This is a genomic window from Adhaeribacter sp. (assembly GCF_057359045.1).
The window spans coordinates 21640-38891 of record NZ_JBMQUD010000130.1 but is presented as its reverse complement, the minus strand read 5'-3'; the positions used below and the strand labels follow the sequence as shown (position 1 = coordinate 38891).

Below are 17252 nucleotides of genomic sequence, written 5' to 3'. Positions count from 1 at the left end.
AATGCCTAGTCTTTTAAAAAAGTATTTTGAAAAGAAACAGAACAGAAGATCTGGCTTTCTGCTTAAATATTTTTTAGTAATTATTCCCAGCCACGTGAAGGAATGGGGTTAAAACTTTAAAAAGATTAGAAGTAGAAATCTTATAAAAACAAAAGCCACACTAGAAAGCGCGGCTCATGTAAAGGTAAAAGCTTATTTATCTAACCAGAATTGGCCTAAAACTCAAACCCCATCGATACTTTAATTACCCGATTGTAGGTATTCAGGTTGCCGCCTTTATCAATGGTATTCAGGCCATAATCGTAGCCGCCGCTCAGGTTAAAGCCATTGGCAAAACGGTAGCCAATACCACCTACCAAACCCACATCGGTTTTCCGGATCTGGCTGTCGAAATTAATATCGGTGTTTACCAGGTTTAAACCCAATACGCCGGCCCGGGCATTAATTTTATTTGAAACCAGGAATGAAACCTGCGGACCGCCGTAAATATGAAAACCATCGGCTACAAAAACTTTGGCCAACAGCGGCACATCTACGTATTCGGCTTTATTGGTTAAAGTAGCTCTTAAGTTCAGAAAATCTAATTTTTCGGAAGAAAGCTGCCCCGAAAGCCGAATACCTTTCTGCGAATAATAAGCGCCGGGTTCTAAAGTCAGGAAAGAGGTAACCGGAATGCTCAGGTAAGCCCCCGCATGAAACCCGGACCGCATTTCGGTATTGGCGTAACCATCGGCAAGCTGCACAATGTTCTGGAAATTATTCATGGCGTTGCCTTCCCAGTTGGCGGCATTGTAGCCTCCTTTAATACCAATTTTAATGTCTTGGGCCGAAGCCTTATAGCAAGGAATACCCAGCAACACAAAGCTCAAAAAGAAGAATATTTTTTTCATGGTTGTTTTTTTTAAGGTTTATAAAATTTCTTTATCAGAAACTTTACTTACCCCTCATCAAAAAACCATGCCAATAAATTCAGGCAACTGCTGGCGGGGCGGCTCCCGCAAAACTCTGAATTACAACTTTAGAATTGCCACAACAATTAAGTTGTTATCAATCAATATTTTAAAAAATAATGACTTGCAGAAAAGTCGAAAAATATTTTTATGATTTAAATATTCCGGGCAGCGAATATCTGGTTCGGAAAAGTTTTTTTTAACTGCGGCCGCTTACAATTGAGGTTTAAACTTAAGCTAATTTAAATTGAATAAATATTCATTAAATGTATCCTTTTCTGGGCAATCATGCGTAGATAAGGCCATATCAAACATCTTACATATTATATCAATTCGTCTGTTTTTATGGATTCCAGAATACACGACCATTACTTAATTAGTACCACTTGCGGGAAAAAATTTGACCTACGTAATACCGAGAAAATTATTGAAAAATCTAATAGTTTGTTTAGTTACAACATCCACAAATTAAAATCCGGGGAATATATTATTGCCGAGAAATTCTTTACCAACCCTTACAACAACCGTTACATTTTACTAACCGACGACCAAATAGAAGCGCTGAAACTGAGTTAAGCAAACTTGCTCCTAAGTTTTAACGAAACGTTGCGCTTTAATGCTTCTGCTATTTTATTTATTTATACCAGCCAAGTGCCAAGAAATTGTTTATTAATTAATTAAACATCAGGTTCTTTTACTCACAACAACCTGGTAATTATTTAAATTAAACTTTAATATTCTTGTTGTAAAATCTGCATTTATTGGTTCCATGTAATATTTGTCGGCATGTTTTTGCACCAACCGGGCAACCGTGGTAAGTATAAGATTAAATAACCAGTCGTACGCCGCCCAGTTCCTGGATACCGTAAACAAAGCGGTCGCCGGGCGAGCCAATAAACATGAAATTTTTAGGAATATTCCATTTGCGCGATAACTCCTGAATAAGTTCAGGACCAAAATGGCCTTTCATGATAATAAAATCAACGTCCATTTCGGGGTAAGCCCGGTCCAGCACGTCTACCTCGTGCATCAGTTTTTTGGGTGGCGCTTCGTTTTCGCTCAAAATATTTACAATCTTAATGCGGCGGGTATGTTCATTGTCTTCGATGTAGCGCATAACCCGGTTTATATTGGCAATGTTATCGCCTTTGGTAAAAAACACAAATTGCTGCGCACTAATTTGGGTCATTAATCTTTTTAAATTGTAAGAGGTAACCGGAATAAAACGCCCCAAAGTTTTCTCTATTTGTTGCAGCAAATACGCCAACAAACCCAAAATGCTGAAGCGGTACAGCATAATAAAAACCAACGATGCTGTAGGAATAAAATATTTTAGAAAAACTTTTACATACGGCGGATTTAAGAGGGCATTGCCGGCTAAAGCGGTAAAAACAGCCAGTATAGATATAACTACCGTTAAAACCGAAGCCCGAACCGGACGGGGCAGGCGCTGACGCCGGAATTTAAGCAACAGGTTACCAATACCAAACAAAGCCATTACCGATAAAAAAGAAATGGTGTATACACCGGCCAAGGCCCCCAACTCGCCCCGGGTTATTAGCAGAATGGATACACAGAGCAGGAAAAATGCAATCATGATTAGGTAAGCAGTGCCCCGGCGGTTGGTTTTCAATAAGAATTGGGGCAAACACCTATCCAGGGTCATGCGGTGCACTAAGCCGGTTACGCCCACGTAAGAAGTTAATACGGCGCCACTTAATACCAAAGCCGCATCTATAGAAACAAGCCAGCCCAACCAATTACCGCCCACAATATTGCCGATGTAGGCCAATAAAGCCTCTTGGTTAGGCGCAACGGCGGCAATAGGTACTACTGATAAAGCCAGTAAAGCCGTTAAGGGATTAAATATTGCTACGGCAAGCCACATATTGCGCAGCGTCCGGATAAACACCCCCGGCGCCTGCTCTTCTACAAAATTAGCGGAGCTCTCAAAACCCGAAATACCCAACATGGCCGCGGCAAAACCAAAAAATAAAGCCCGCATAATGCCGCCCTCAAAAGGCTGGCTGTAATTTAAACTTAAAACACTAAATCCATTATTAAAGAGGTATATAAACCCAATAATGAGCAGCAAGGATAAAGTTAAAATATGCGTAATAAATATTATGACCGCTACTATAGACGACTCGCCGATACCCAGAATAGTTAGTCCCATAAAAAAGGCCAGTAAACCAATAGTAGCGTAAATAATGGGTAAACCCGACCACAGGTGATGCACATAATGCATGGCTTCGCTCGCCGATATAACTGCGGTAGCCATATAAGAAAGTAACGTAAGACAGGCAGCGAGCGAAGCCGTTCGCTTGCTGGTTGTATTCAGGAGCGCATTGTAAGCGCCCCCGTTCAAAGGCAGTGCACCTACTACTTCGCCGTATATTTTCCGGAATAAAAACAACACCCCGCCTACCAGCAAAAGCGCCAGCCAGGCATACTGACCAGAATAAATAATGGCTAATGCCGAAACGTATAAACAGGAAGATGTGATATCGTTGCCGCAAATAGCCGTTGCCGGCAATTCCTTTAGTTTAGACGCGTGCGAAGGGGAAACAGCATTCGTCAGATCTCTTTCCATTATAATTTTCAGAAAATATCTAGCTTAATTTTAGAAGGTATGTTTGTGGTTGCTACCGTAAGCGCTTACGTGTAAAACATGCAGTTGTTTTTCCAGATTTTATTCTGAACAAATAAGATTTCGCCGTAAAATTTTCGTGCTTTCTTTCTGATTAAAATCCCATGCCAAAGTAATATTCAGGTAAAGCCCAATGCCTGAAAAATAGTTTTCTTTCGCAAAAACTAACAGATGCAAAGCCAATGGCCAAAGCTAATTAAGCATAGCTAACCCACAATATTTACTGTGCCGGTTTTAACAACCATTATTGCTAAGACGGCAATATTTGCAGAAAGCTTTCTTTAGAATTTAGTATTTACCTGAATATTAATTTACCGTTGACGCGTCAGAAATAATTGTTCATCTTGTTTGGTTAATACGTTTTGCTGGAGCAGTTCTTCGGTAGCTAAATCTATTTGCTCCCGCATGTTATCAGTACACCGAGGAAAACCCAACAAGCGCGCCACTGCCGGCGCTACTTCAGATTGGATTAAGCCAAACGCATCGCCCATTACTTTCCGGATGGCCCGGGCTAATTCTGCGGGAGCCAGGTTTTCGAAATTACGACAGGCAGCCGGCAGCTGACTACGATCGCGTAAGGGTGCTTGCTGCATATCGGTGCGCCATAATATTTCTTTTTCGGCCCGAACTTCGCCGGATTGAACGGCCAGCGCAATTGCGGTTTCCAGTGCCGTCCGGATGCGGGGACCAATGCGAATAACCCCGGCTGCCTCGTTTAGGCGTTGCATTACATCCTGCTGGTGTACCGGGCTTTCTACCCGCACTACTTCGGTTACCCATTTAACGAGTTCTTTAGCGGGTATTTCGTATAACTCACGGGCGCCGGTATTTATTTTAAGCGCCGCCATTTGGTAAGGCGGCAGCGCCTGCCCCGAAGCTGGAGTTTTAATTTCTTCGCGTAAAACAGCAGGGGCTTCGGCTGCCAGCGGAGTAGCATTGGTTTTGGCTGAGGTTCCCCTATCAACCTCCCGTAAGGCTTTTTCTACAGCTTGCAGCAAACGTTTTTGTTCGGCGGCCGGGTTCCGGAACCAATCAGTGCTCCAGATGCGGTAAATCTCCCAGCCTAAACCGGCCAATACCAACTGCCGTAACCGGTCGCGGTCGCGGGCGGAGCGGGCGTGGTGGTAACTGGCGCCATCGCAGGCAATCCCCAATACATAACGTCCTGGTTGCTGCGGATGTACCACGGCCAAATCAATGTAAAAACCGGCGGTACCTACCTCCGATACAACCTGGTAACCGGCTTGTGTAAGCACTTCACTTATTGATGCCTGAAATAAATCGGCGGTTTCTTTTTCGCTGGCGGCGGCTAATACTTCCTGTCCGTTTTTAGCGTAGGTTAAAAAGGCTTTAAACGCCTGCACGCCGCGGGCCTGGGTGCGACTTAAATCAATATCATCGGGGCTTAAATTGGTAAACACTTCGCAGCGCAGGCGGGCCCGGGTAATTAAAACATTTAGGCGCCGTTCGCCGCCCATACCATTAAGCGGCCCAAAACTCATCGACAAAGAACCATTCTGCGTGCGCCCGTAACCAATACTAATAAAAATTACATCCCGTTCATCGCCCTGCACATTCTCCAGGTTTTTAATAAAGAAAGGCTCATTGGGATGATTCATAAAGAAACTCTCCAGTTCAGGTTCCTGCCGGCGCAGTACTTCTAAATGGGTAATAATGGCTTGCATTTGGGTCATGCTAAAAGCCGCTACGCCTAAACTGAGCTCCGGCGATCTACGGGCGTGTGCCATAATGGCTTCGGCTACCTGTTCGGCTTCTTGGGGGTTGGTCCGGGTTTTGCCCCGGTCGTAATAGGTATCGGGGAGGTGGTGGTAAACCAAACCAGCTTTATTACGGCCGGCATCGGGGCTCGGGAATATGACCAAACGATTCTCGTAAAATTCCTGGTTAGAAACGGCTATTAAAGACTCGTGGCGGCTGCGGTAGTGCCAGCGTAACATGCGTTGGGGTGCGCCTTGCGCCGAAAAAAGCCCCAAGATACTTTCTACATCGGCTACAATATTTTCTTCTTCGGTTTCCTCTTCTTTTATTAAAGCATCAAAAAAGCTGGTGGGCGGCATTTGCTTGCTGTCGCCGACTACTACTACCTGGCCGGCCCGTAAAATAGCGCCAAAAGCATCAACGGGTTTTACCTGGCTGGCTTCGTCAAATATTACCAGATCAAAAGCCAGGTTTTCGGGTGGCAAATAATTGGCAATAGAAAGCGGCCCCATCATAAATACCGGCTTAATGGTTTGGATGGCGTTACCAGCTTTGGCCATGAGCTGCCGGATGGGCAAGTGCCGGGCTTTTTTCTCGAACTCGCGCCGAAGCACCCCTAATTGCCCGCCCGCCTGGTGCAGCGGCAATTGGTGCCAGTGCAAAGCAGCCAGCCGGGCCTGGTTATACGCCAATAACAACGTATCTAAACGGCTGAATTTGCCAATTACATCCTCGTGACTAGATCGCTCGAAATGCAAAAGGGCTGGTCGTTCTTCGTAAGCTCTTTCGAGCCAGGCTTCGAGCCAGGTTTGTTTGAAAGCCGCCGCTAAATACTGAGCAGCATCGGGCCAGATAACCGCCAGATTGATAACTTCCTGCAGCCCGGCAGTTTGTAGCCGTACGGCCAAATTATTCCAGGCTACCATCTGGTGTAATTCGTCGAGCTGCTGGTGCCAGGCAGTATACAGCGCGGCCTGTTCGGTAAAAGGCAAATCGTGTACGTAATGGCCTTCGCCAAAACGCTGCGGCTCGTTTAGTTGCAACAATTCTACAACTTCGCTCCGGTGAACCGCTTCGGTTTGCAACGCTGTTTCGAGTTGTTTTTGCAGCGATTTAAGTTTTTCCAAATCGGGCTCCTGGGCCAGAAAATAAATAGCTGCCGCGGGCAGTTCACCAGCTTCTACGGCCTGGTGCAAACCGGTTGCCCAGCGATTTAGCTCGTTTAAACGGCTCCAATCCGAATCTTCGGCCTGCCACTGCCGCCCAAATGCCGCCTGACCGGTTGAGGTATATTGATGTACCAGCTTGCTTTGGCGCTGGGCTTCCAGTACAGCATTTACCAAGGTTAGCTGGGCTTCGTTGTCGGTGGGCAAACCCGTTAGGGTTAAGGCCGCTAATTTCTTTTTGCTTTGGCGGTAAGGACCCGATAAAAATTTCCACCACTTGGTACCGTACGCCAGTAAATCCTGCCGAATGGTAAGCATATCCGGCGACTCCCAGGCTTCGGGTAAAAGTGTATTTTGGTACTGCCGCTTAATGGTTTGGAGTTGGGTGCCGGCATTTACCAGTTTTTGCAATTCGTTGGCTTGCTGCCGCCAAATATCTGAACGCAGGTTAATGCCCCGGTAGGCCGGGCTCTGTTGCAGCCGGTGCGCAATTTTACCTATTAGTTCTGTTTCGGTTTGGGTATCAGGCACCGCAAAATCCAGCATATTAGCCAGTTGCCCGGCGGCTTTGTCTAAAGTTTCAACGGCCTGGGCGGCGGCGGCCAAGGCTGGTGCCAGGCGGTTTTGGTCGGAAGGTAAAAAGCTTTTGCGGCTGCTGCCCCAGTACAACAGGTTACCCGGCGGACCTATTTGGACCAGGCGCGCCTGGGTTTCGTCTACCAGTACTTCGCGGTTCGTAAATTCGTCGCGGGACCAGCTTAAAAGGGCGGGCAACACCAAGCGGGGCAAAGTAATATCGGTATATTTTTTCCGGTGCTGTATGAGTTGACCATACAGTTCGTACACCGTCAGGCCGCTCACGCCTACCGGGGTATTTACCGCCGTAGCGTAGTCGTTCAGGCGGCTGCGCAATTGCTCTAGTAATTTTATTTCGGTTTCGAGGGCGGGTTCTTTGGGTTTACCCAACTCCAAAGTGCGGTTCAGCTCCTGCAGTAAATCTTTTTTATTTGTTTTGTGGCTGTGTAATTCCAGGCAAGCCACGCCTAAACCCACTTTATCTAAACGCCGCTTTACTACTTCCAAGGCCGCCATTTTTTCGGCCACAAACAAAACAGTTTTGCCTTTGCCAATGGCCTCGGCTATCAGGTTGGTTATGGTTTGGGATTTACCGGTACCGGGCGGCCCCTGAATTACCAGGTTGCGGCCCTGGTTTACGTCCAGAATGGCTAAAGTTTGGGAACTATCGGCGTCTACTACCTGCCGGGTATCGGCGGGCAGCAGAAACTGGTCTAAGTGGGCATCTTCCGGAATAGCCGCCGCCGGCTCCTGGTCAAAGCCGGTATCCAGGAGCAGAGCATTGATAACCGGGTGCGCCTGGGGTTTGCCCGTATCGGGCCAGTTGGCTGCATCCAAGTCGTTGTACATCATAAATTTCCCAAACGAGAAAAAGCCCAACGAAATAGCTTTGGAATTAATTACCCAACCTTTGCGCCGCACCACCCGCCGCCAAACCTCATCAAAATATTGCCCCACGTTAATTTCTTCGGGCTCCGGCAGCTCCGGCAAATCAATATCAAAATCGGCTTTCAGGCGGGCCATTAACGATAAGTTGGTGCCAATTTCGCCGCCGGTATAACGCAACTGAAACCGCTCCCGGGCCGAAGTACGCACCAACTCTACGGGTACCAGAATTAGCGGAGCCGAACGCCCTTCTTCACTGGTCTCGTTCTCGTACCAAGTAAGGCTGCCCAAGGCCAGGTACAAAATACTTACGCCCTGCTCTTCAATAAACATGCGGGCCGAGTGGTACGTATCCAGCAGACGGGCATCTAGTTTATCCGGCGATTCTTTTGTCTGGAGCTTGTTATCCAGTTGCTCGGGCGTAGGCTCTTCTTCGGTTAAAGGTTCGGCTACCGGCTCGCCCAGCGTAACCGCGGTTTTGGCGTTCAGGGGCAAAAACGACATGGCTTTACCTTCCTTTACCAAAATCCGGTACACGGCCGCTGGTATTTCGTTTACCACCTCTACCCCGCGCGATTTTAAGGGCCGGTAGTTAAGCAAAGGGTTGCGTAAGCTTAAATCCAGCAATTCGCGGCGGGCCGCTTCTAATTTAATATTTATCGGGTGTTCTGTTATGGGCATGTAATAAATGAAATACAAATTCCTTAATAACTCGGGTCCTAAACTTTATGGAATAACTACCAATTGGTAGCCCATGGTATAGGTTAAATTTATACCGGTGCAATTCACTTTTATTTCCCGGCAGAGTTAAGTATAACGAAAAATCTCCTGAATGTTTATTTTAGCCAGCGGCTGCCAGGTAAATTTATATAGAATCTGTTACTATTTCTGGTTTATTTACCCCAGGTAAACAAGGTATTTACTTTCTTTTACCTGATGTATAATAATTAAAAAAGCTGTTAGTTTTGCAATAGTTAATCTATTTTTTTATATTAACTAATTAATTTTTACGCTTTTATTACGATTATGAAAATTCAGGATTACCGGCGCTTGCTAGACGACAAAGACTACCTGACCCAGAACATCTTACCCCTTTACCAGCAGGAAGAAGATAAATTGGGTTTCGCCAAAATGAAACTCCTGCACTTGTTTTTTGAAAATGGCATTCAGCATAACTACCATGTGCAATACCTCGAAACCCTTTGTTCTTTGCTCGACCAGGTTTGCACCCAAGTATTTTCCGTAGCCATTTACCAAAACGAGCCTTCCCAAACCGACACCGCCGACCGCCTGGTGCATTTTGCCTTACCCCACGATTTAGAAAACCTATCGGTAAACCTGCATTTTTACGAACTCATTTTCTCGGCGCTGGAAGCTTATGAAGTTTGCGCAAATATTACGTATTTGCAAGAAAAAGTATTAGCAGAAATAAACCGTAAGGCTGCGCAGGAACCCCAACCGCCCCAGGTTTTAAGGTTAATCTAGCGCCGGCCGGTGCGGCAAAGCAGGCCATGAGAATCCGAAAAAAAGTAAAAATGATATTGCCCGTAGAAGCATCGCGGTATATAGCCCTGGGCGCTTTTGTAAAAGCCGCCGAAAAAGAAAACTGGTCGGAGCAGGAAATTCAGTTTGTAATGGACGAGGTAGTAGAAGCAACGTCTGATGCCGAAGCTATGGCCATTTTGCAGGATTACGTGCAGGGGTGATTTTGTTAAGCGTTGTACATTAGTTGGTTTTGGCGGTTGTTAGTTCAATCTGGTGCATGTTTAGCGAAGCGCAACGCGTGCTACGCAAAAGCTGTTCTGCCGGAACTTTTTTATTATGCGATGTGAAAGCACCATTAAAAGGCTACCATTTTTTCCGGATAACTTTGGCACGCGTTACACTCCGTTAAACGCGCACCATGCAGGCCCCAATCGGGTATATTGATCTGTTGTTGCAGATGAGGAGCCTCTTGGATGATGGACCAGATTTCGGCATCACTGTAAAACTGCTTGATTAGCTAAGAAGGAAAAAGCGATTAACCTGGAGAGCAGGTTAACAGGCCTGGTTTCCATACACGCAACATTTTGCTGCGTGTATGGCCGCAGTTTCTGAGCAGCTTCCGTAGCCGCCGACGGTACCTGCAGTTTGTTTATCAACATTTAATAACTGGTATATGATAAACGGGACAATATACAAACTTGCTTTACAGCGGCCGCCGGATTATCTTAAATTGTAATCACTACTTTTCTCACCGTTTTCTTTTTTGAAAGAGATTTATAAATGTACTAATCGGCAAACAGGGGCAGACAGCAATACGCTTTATTTAAGAAACTTAGTAGCATCAACAACCTCAAAGTCCGGATTATCTTCGAAAAGCTGTTTAAGAATGTGCATATGGCCGTTACCAAAAACTACTAATATCCGCTTGTCTTTTTCAGTATCTACAAACTTGAGTATATTGCTATATATTCTTAAGTTACGTTTGTACCATTCGCCAACCAAATCTGCCCCAATATAATTATCACCGGCACCAACCCGGGTTAAAATGTAATTATAAATGTAATGGTTCTGTTCTAGTTGCTCCTGCCGGGTGTTTAGGAGTAAAAGATTTTGCTTAACTGTATGTGTGCGGAAGTAATTGTTTAAATATTGCACATGTTTTTCCGTGGCTTTCTCAAATGCAGCATAAAATCCCATGCCAGCACTATCGGCATATTGCTTAACTTTGTCTTCAAACCATAATCCGCCCGCATCAACACCATAGAACCGCTCATTATTAAGTTGCCCGGCAAGCTTTAAGCCAATTTGAAATTTTTCGTTAACATATCCTTTTGTAAGTTCAACCTTTCCGGCTTTGAATTTCTGATACATCTCATCTACTTCTGGCTGAAACCTGACACCTATTTCAGTGAAAATTTTCTCCGGCTTGAACTTCGCCAGGGAATTATTTACCTCTTGAATCTCTTTCTGCCGATGTTCTGAAAAATAGTCATCGACCTTAACGTTAAACTTGTCCTGACCTGGGTTAGCAAAGTGGTAAGTACCCAAAAGAAGTATTTTAATTTTTTGTTTGGGATGAATTAACGTTTGCTGGCAAAAACCGGAAAGGCTTATAGAAAGGAAAAAGATTATGTTAAAAGAAAATAACTTCATGCTAGGTGTTGATTACTTTAATAAAAATGAAATAAATAAAGCGGTAAAAGTCTTTGAATAGTCTTTTAGAAATCGATTTAAAAGACATTAAGATTAATAACTGCAATGCTCCCGGAATCTAAAAATATAAATATACAGGAGGTGCCCGAGTAGGTCACTTGAGACTTATAAAATCTAATTGAAGGTGATGGCCTTTACAGTTGGGAGAGCCAAATAAATCAGGAACTGCCCCTCTCCAGTAAAAGTCAACTATCTGCTGTAAACCATAATTATTAGATAAAAGGGAAAGGGGTGCGATGGCTGTCTTTAGATATCTTAATTTCATGTGACAAACCTATTAGGATTTCCTTGTAGCCAGGAAAAAGTGTGATGAGTCCCCTGAAAAAAGTGATAGAAATCCGAAATGAGAATTCAAAAGGTACAGTTTGGAATTATTTGCCTACCCTCCACAATAGCAATTTTCTCTGAGGTAAGTTCATAAAGTTGAGAAACTAGTGCATCAATTTCCTTATTCAGAGAGCGGGTACCTTCTCGGTAATTATACTATTTGTACATTAATATCTCTATAGTACTAAACTTTATCAAGCAAATAGACTTAAGCATTGCTATAGAAAAGTTGAATCTCTTGGTTACGCTACCTGAAAAATACCTGAAACTAAGTAGGCTTTTCTTGTTAAAACTTTGTTTAAGCCTATGTCCCGGAGAATAGTAAGCAGCTTTCTTCATTTTAGTTGCGGTAAAATTACCCGTACGCCTTATTACCTTCCTGGCAATACTGCCTGCGCCAATCCTTTCGGAACTATTATCCTGGCTTTTTATAACCAACTAACCATTACCAAAAGAATATTTTGCCGGCACCACTTAAACCGCTTAATTTTATAACTGGCTAAACAAGCAGGCCGTGCTTCAATTTTGCTTCAGATTCCGGAGCGATATTGGTAATTTAAATTTACGCGCATGAAAATATTATTGGTGGAAGATAACCCCGACTTGTCGGAAACGGTAATGAACTACCTGCGGCAGGAAGGGTATATTTGTGAAGTGGCCGTCGACTACAAATCGGCCGACGAAAAAATATTTGTGTACGATTACGATATAATTGTGCTGGATATTACCCTGCCCGACGGCAGCGGCCTGGAATTACTCAAGCGCTTAAAACAAAATCATTCCGAAGCCGGCGTAGTCATTGTATCGGCTAAAAACGCCCTCGATGATAAATTGGAAGGCTTGCACCTGGGCGCCGACGATTACCTGACCAAGCCCTTTCATTTGGCCGAACTGAATGCCCGGGTACAATCTTTAATGCGGCGCAAACGCTTTAACGGCCGCGACGAAATTGTGCTGGATAACATCCGGGTAAATACCACCACCAGCCAGGTGTTTGTAAAAGACGAGGAAGCCACCCTTACCCGCAAAGAATACGAACTGCTGCTGTACTTTATCAGTAACCCTAACCGCATTTTAAACAAAGAATCGATAGCCGAACACTTGTGGGGCGACAACATAGACATGGCCGATTCTTTTGATTTTATTTATACCCACATTAAAAACCTGCGCAAAAAAGTATTAACCAAAGGCAGTCGTAATAATATTAAATCGGTGTATGGCATGGGCTACAAATTCGTGTCGGAGTAAATGAAGCTTATTACCAAAACAACCCTGCTGTACCTGCTGATTATTGCCCTGGTTATATCGGGCAGCGGTTATTTTTTGTACGCCATTGCCGATAACTTTATTCAGGAACGGACCCAGAAATATTTCCGGTACCGCGAACACCGGGTGCTTACCATGTTGTCGGAGCCTTACCCGGATTTTAAACTGATAAACTCTTACAATCACATTAAAGTTGAGGTTCTACCCAAGGTAAAAGACCCGATTATTAATGCTTTTGACCGCGATATAGAACTTTTTAACGATATATCCGGCGAGATGGAAACCTTTCGGGTGCGCACCTTCGACAAAGTAATCCGGAGCAAGGTTTACCGCATTTCTATTTTTATGCCCATTCAGGAGTACGTGGTGCTGCATAAGCTTATTGTACAATCGGCGGTGTATATATTCCTGGTTTTGCTGGTGGTGTTGCTGCTGCTCAATTACATTGTATCGCAGTTTTTGTGGTTGCCTTTCCGGCACACGCTGGAGCAAATCCGGCATTATTCGGTAAATAAAAACCTGCCCATTGGTTTACTGCCTACCAGCACCGAAGAGTTTAAAGAACTTAATTTGCTGGTAGCCCAAATGGTTAACCGCATAGAACACGACTACCGCAACATAAAAGAATTTACCGATAATATTTCGCACGAAGTGCAAACGCCGCTGGCGGTAATGCGTGCTAAACTGGAAATACTACTGAAAGCCGGCAATATTCCGGAGCAGGAGTACCAGGCCCTGAGCGCTATTTACCAATCTACCTCGCGGTTATCTAAATTAAGCAAAACACTGGGGCTTTTTAGCCGCATTAACAACCAGGAGTTTAAAAGCAAAGACCCCATTAACCTGAAGGAATTTACCGAATCTATTTTATTTAATTTTAAAGAGCTGGCCGAGCTCAAAAGCGTAAAAATTAAAGCTGATTTAGACGAAAAGCCTTCTTTGCTTATAAATAACTATTTATTAGATGTTTTGCTTAGTAACCTGCTTAAAAATGCCCTTACGCATAACTACCGCAACGGCGAAATAAACGTGCAGTTAAAACCGCACCAACTAATTATTTCCAATACCGGCAGCCCCATTTCTTTTGAAGCCAACCAATTATTTGACAGGTTCCGAAAAAACCCCGATAAGCCGCAATCTTTGGGTTTGGGCCTGGCCATCGTGAAAAAAATATGCGACATGAATGGCCTGACCATTCAATATAATTACCAGAACGAACGGCATTACTTCGAGCTCCAATTTTAGCTGCTTCAGATTTGCAACAGATTTAGGTATTAATTTAACGGTATTAGGTTTAAAAATTGTCAAAAACCTAAATAAAACCTTTAATTAATACAAAAAAGCTAATCTTATGAAAAAGCTTTTACTTTTATTTTTTCTGTTTATTATTTTTTGTAACGCTTACGCTCAAAATATTGCGGTATATGGTACCGTACAAAATGCTACCGATAAAACCAATTTAATTGGTGCTACCGTGGTATTGTCGCAAGAACCAGAAGCTAAAGTAATTACCGGTGCCACCACCGACATAGAAGGCAAATTCAGGCTGGAGCCCATTAAGGCCGGCAAATATACCTTAAATGTACAATACCTGGGTTTTAAAACCTTAAGCAAAACTATTCTGGTACAAGATAAATCTATTAACCTGGGCAACCTGGCTATAGAAGAAGAAGCCAAAGCCCTGGGTGAAGTACAAATTATTGGCCGCATACCACCCGGCGAGCAAAAAGGCGACACCGCCCAGTTTAACGCCGAGGCTTTTAAAACCGCACCCGATGCCAGCGCCAACGATTTGGTGCAGAAAATGCCCGGCATAACCATACAAGATGGCCAGGTACAAGCCCAGGGCGAAAAAGTACAGCAAATTTTAATTGATGGCAAACCCTTTTTTGGTACCGATGTAAACGCTGCGTTGCAAAACTTACCGGCCAGCGTTATTGCCAATATTCAGGTTTTCGATAAAAAAAGCGATAAAGCCGAACTAAGTGGCTTTGACGATGGCGAAAGAATTAAAACCATTAATATTGTTACGAAGCCCAACCGCAAAATTGGCCGCTTTGGTAAAACCTCGGCGGGTTACGGCAGCAACGACCGCTACCTGGTAGGGGCCAGTGTAAACTTTTTCAGCGACGATCGCCGCATCACCCTCACTGGCCTCACCAACAATATTAATACGGTAAATTTCTCGGCCGATGCCAATAGTTCCGGCGAAAGCCAACCCACCAACGGCCTGATTAATACCAATGCCATTGGTTTAAACTACAGCGAAAATTGGGGCAAGAAAATGGAAGTTTCGGGTAGCTATTTTTATACCGACCGCCATACCATGCGCACCCAGCAACGCTACCGCGACTTTGTGCTGCCCAACGATTCGGGTCAGTTTTATACCGAAAACAGCCGCTCTACCAACACCGATGCGAACCACAACTTCTGGCTACGCATGGATTATAAAATAAACGAGCGCAACCGCATTTTGTACACGCCCAGTATTTTTGCGCAGAACCTGACTTCCGATTCTTATTTTTTGGGCCGGACCGAAAATGATTTCGGGCCGATAAACCAAACCGAAAACAATGCCAACGGCGACCACCTGAATTCTGATTTTAATAATAATATTTTATATAGCCACCGCTTTTTAAAACCGGGCCGCAGCGTAACGTTTAGGTTAAATACCAGTTACCACCTGGATGTTGCAAATAATTACCGGGTGGCCAAAAATAATTTTTATACCCCCACCGACAGCTCCGGTACTTTAAACCAATACACCAACCTAGACCGCACCGGCCTAAACTGGGAAGGCGAAGTATCTTATACCGAACCGGTAGGCAAGCACGGCCAGGTAGAACTGGAATACGAAGTAGGCAACCGCCGTAACGATTCGGACAAACGCACCTACGATTACCTCTTAAACGAGGACGATTATAATTCCCTGAATATTCCGTTGAGCAATACTTTTAAAAATGCGTACCTAACCCAGGAAGCCGAAGCCGGTTACCGGTATAACAACACCAAACTTAACTTTCAGGTAGAAGCCTCGTACCAACAGGCCCGTTTAGAAAATGAGCAACAGTTTCCAAGTAATACTAATTTAAACCGGTCTTTTACGAGTGTATTGCCGTTTGCCCGCCTCGAGTACAAAATAGATAATTCGCGCAATCTGCAATTTTATTACCGCGCCTTTACCAATGCACCCGCCATCAGTCAGTTACAAGAAGTAATTGATTATTCTAACCCGTTGCAGATAAGAACCGGTAACCCCGAGTTGCAACAGAACTATCAGAATTCGGCCCGTGTGCAGTACCGGGCGCATAACCCCGAAACCAACCGCTCTTTTTATGCCTCGGTTACGGCCAATACCATTAGCAACTACATTACCAACAGCACCCTTATTGCCACCGACCCCATTAAACTAAACGATGCGGTTACTGTAGGCAAAGGGGCGCAACTTATCCGGCCGGTAAACCTGGATGGCTACTGGGATATGCGGTCGTTTTTTAGTTACGGCCAGCCGGTAAACCTTATTTCTTCTAACGTAAACCTGCGCGGTTCTTTTGGCCATACCAGCCGCCCCGGGCTCATTAACGACGAAATAAACGTAGCCAATTCCAGCAATTTCCGGTTAGGCGTTTCGGTGAGCAGTAACATCAGCGAAAAAATTGATTTTACGGTATCTACCCACTCGGGCTACAACATTGTAAAAAACACCTTGCGCCCGGCCCTGAATAACAACTACTTTAACCAGAGCACCCATTTGCGCTATAACTGGATTATCTGGAAAGGCATTGTTTACCGCACCGAACTAAACCACCAGGCTTACTCCGGCTTATCGGCAGTGGGCCGTAATTTCCTGCTCTGGAACATGAGCGTTGGCAAAAAAGTATTCCAGAACCAGCGCGGCGAATTTAGTTTAAGTGTGTACGACCTGTTAAAACAAAATAATAATATCTGGCGCAATGTAGCCGATGCGTATGTAGAAGATGTGCAAACCAACGTGCTGCAGCGGTATTTCATGCTCACGTTTACTTACAATATCCGCTATTTTGGTTTAGGTAGTTCTATTAAAGATTTTGAAAAAAGATAGCCGGTAATAAGGCTTTCTGATAAATACGCACAACGCTGCTTGGGTAAATAAATATTCAGCATACCCTAATCTGGTGGAACTGATTGGGTTGCAGGAGAATTGCCGGGCGGTGCGCGTAAACTTTTTATGGTTTAGGGTTTAACCATAGCCGTTTGTTTGTTGTGTAGTTGGAGTGTTTGATCAATTCCCAGGCGGGGCAAAATGATATTTTTGTCTCGCCTTTTTTTCTGCCCCTGGTTAAGCCCCTGCTTGCTCCGGTTATTGGTTTTTAGCAGAATATTATATTTTTGGTTTAAATAAAAAGCGGTTCTGGGGTTTTACCTGCGTAGGTACTACCCCTATATTGGGCTTACTTTGGCGCAATTATTTCAGTATCAGCCTATTTTTAAACAATACCCTCTCGCCTGCGTTGTAATTAGGTGTTACGTGCTCAT

11 protein-coding genes are annotated in these 17252 nt (G+C 44.4%); 7 read left to right on the top strand and 4 right to left on the bottom strand.

The window, feature by feature from the left end; translation table 11 throughout:
• Positions 1-215 precede the first annotated feature (215 nt).
• Complete coding sequence (locus ACO1R6_RS20790; RefSeq protein WP_486267033.1) at positions 216-890, bottom strand: porin family protein; 675 nt, start codon at positions 888-890, stop codon at positions 216-218.
• A 405-nt stretch (positions 891-1295) separates the two neighbouring features.
• Here ACO1R6_RS20790 and ACO1R6_RS20785 point away from each other — a divergent pair, with 405 nt between their 5' ends.
• Positions 1296-1526 carry a hypothetical protein gene (locus tag ACO1R6_RS20785; protein ID WP_486267032.1) on the top strand — a complete coding sequence of 77 codons (231 nt, stop codon included), beginning with the start codon at positions 1296-1298 and terminating at the stop codon, positions 1524-1526.
• Between the two features lie 250 nt (positions 1527-1776).
• On the opposite strand, the gene ACO1R6_RS20780 is transcribed toward ACO1R6_RS20785, so the two are convergent.
• Positions 1777-3543 carry an APC family permease gene (locus tag ACO1R6_RS20780; protein ID WP_486267031.1) on the bottom strand — a complete coding sequence of 589 codons (1767 nt, stop codon included), beginning with the start codon at positions 3541-3543 and terminating at the stop codon, positions 1777-1779.
• A gap of 368 nt (positions 3544-3911) precedes the next feature.
• A complete protein-coding gene (locus tag ACO1R6_RS20775; RefSeq protein WP_486267030.1) occupies positions 3912-8627 on the bottom strand; it encodes a DUF3320 domain-containing protein in 4716 nt (1571 codons plus the stop codon).
• 345 nt (positions 8628-8972) lie between these two features.
• Between ACO1R6_RS20775 and ACO1R6_RS20770 the strand changes: the two genes are divergently transcribed.
• A complete protein-coding gene (locus ACO1R6_RS20770) occupies positions 8973-9431 on the top strand; it encodes a hypothetical protein (protein WP_486267029.1) in 459 nt (152 codons plus the stop codon).
• Positions 9432-9457: 26 nt separating this feature from the next.
• A complete protein-coding gene (locus tag ACO1R6_RS20765) occupies positions 9458-9652 on the top strand; it encodes a hypothetical protein (RefSeq protein ID WP_486267028.1) in 195 nt (64 codons plus the stop codon).
• A gap of 598 nt (positions 9653-10250) precedes the next feature.
• Here the strand turns inward: ACO1R6_RS20765 and ACO1R6_RS20760 are convergent.
• A complete protein-coding gene (locus ACO1R6_RS20760; RefSeq protein ID WP_486267027.1) occupies positions 10251-11084 on the bottom strand; it encodes a DUF5694 domain-containing protein in 834 nt (277 codons plus the stop codon).
• Positions 11085-11777: 693 nt separating this feature from the next.
• Between ACO1R6_RS20760 and ACO1R6_RS20755 the strand changes: the two genes are divergently transcribed.
• The 4 genes from ACO1R6_RS20755 to ACO1R6_RS20740 all read left to right on the top strand — a co-directional run bounded on the left by ACO1R6_RS20755 (position 11778) and on the right by ACO1R6_RS20740 (position 16818).
• A complete protein-coding gene (locus tag ACO1R6_RS20755; protein WP_486267026.1) occupies positions 11778-11966 on the top strand; it encodes a hypothetical protein in 189 nt (62 codons plus the stop codon).
• A gap of 75 nt (positions 11967-12041) precedes the next feature.
• On the top strand, positions 12042-12719 hold the full coding sequence (locus ACO1R6_RS20750) for a response regulator transcription factor (RefSeq protein WP_486267025.1): 678 nt from the start codon (positions 12042-12044) through the stop codon (positions 12717-12719).
• Positions 12720-13982 (top strand): sensor histidine kinase, encoded by a 1263-nt coding sequence (locus ACO1R6_RS20745; protein ID WP_486267024.1) that lies wholly within the window; start codon positions 12720-12722, stop codon positions 13980-13982.
• Positions 13983-14088: 106 nt separating this feature from the next.
• Complete coding sequence (locus ACO1R6_RS20740) at positions 14089-16818, top strand: outer membrane beta-barrel protein (protein WP_486267023.1); 2730 nt, start codon at positions 14089-14091, stop codon at positions 16816-16818.
• Positions 16819-17252 lie beyond the last annotated feature (434 nt).

What these genes read in the sequence shown, in the direction of transcription:
- ACO1R6_RS20790 (WP_486267033.1), bottom strand. Translation starts at nt 890, where the DNA reads ATGAAAAAAATATTCTTCTTTTTGAGCTTTGTGTTGCTGGGTATTCCT.
- ACO1R6_RS20785 (WP_486267032.1), top strand. Translation starts at nt 1,296, where the DNA reads ATGGATTCCAGAATACACGACCATTACTTAATTAGTACCACTTGCGGG.
- ACO1R6_RS20780 (WP_486267031.1), bottom strand. Translation starts at nt 3,543, where the DNA reads ATGGAAAGAGATCTGACGAATGCTGTTTCCCCTTCGCACGCGTCTAAA.
- ACO1R6_RS20775 (WP_486267030.1), bottom strand. Translation starts at nt 8,627, where the DNA reads ATGCCCATAACAGAACACCCGATAAATATTAAATTAGAAGCGGCCCGC.
- ACO1R6_RS20770 (WP_486267029.1), top strand. Translation starts at nt 8,973, where the DNA reads ATGAAAATTCAGGATTACCGGCGCTTGCTAGACGACAAAGACTACCTG.
- ACO1R6_RS20765 (WP_486267028.1), top strand. Translation starts at nt 9,458, where the DNA reads ATGAGAATCCGAAAAAAAGTAAAAATGATATTGCCCGTAGAAGCATCG.
- ACO1R6_RS20760 (WP_486267027.1), bottom strand. Translation starts at nt 11,084, where the DNA reads ATGAAGTTATTTTCTTTTAACATAATCTTTTTCCTTTCTATAAGCCTT.
- ACO1R6_RS20755 (WP_486267026.1), top strand. Translation starts at nt 11,778, where the DNA reads ATGTCCCGGAGAATAGTAAGCAGCTTTCTTCATTTTAGTTGCGGTAAA.
- ACO1R6_RS20750 (WP_486267025.1), top strand. Translation starts at nt 12,042, where the DNA reads ATGAAAATATTATTGGTGGAAGATAACCCCGACTTGTCGGAAACGGTA.
- ACO1R6_RS20745 (WP_486267024.1), top strand. Translation starts at nt 12,720, where the DNA reads ATGAAGCTTATTACCAAAACAACCCTGCTGTACCTGCTGATTATTGCC.
- ACO1R6_RS20740 (WP_486267023.1), top strand. Translation starts at nt 14,089, where the DNA reads ATGAAAAAGCTTTTACTTTTATTTTTTCTGTTTATTATTTTTTGTAAC.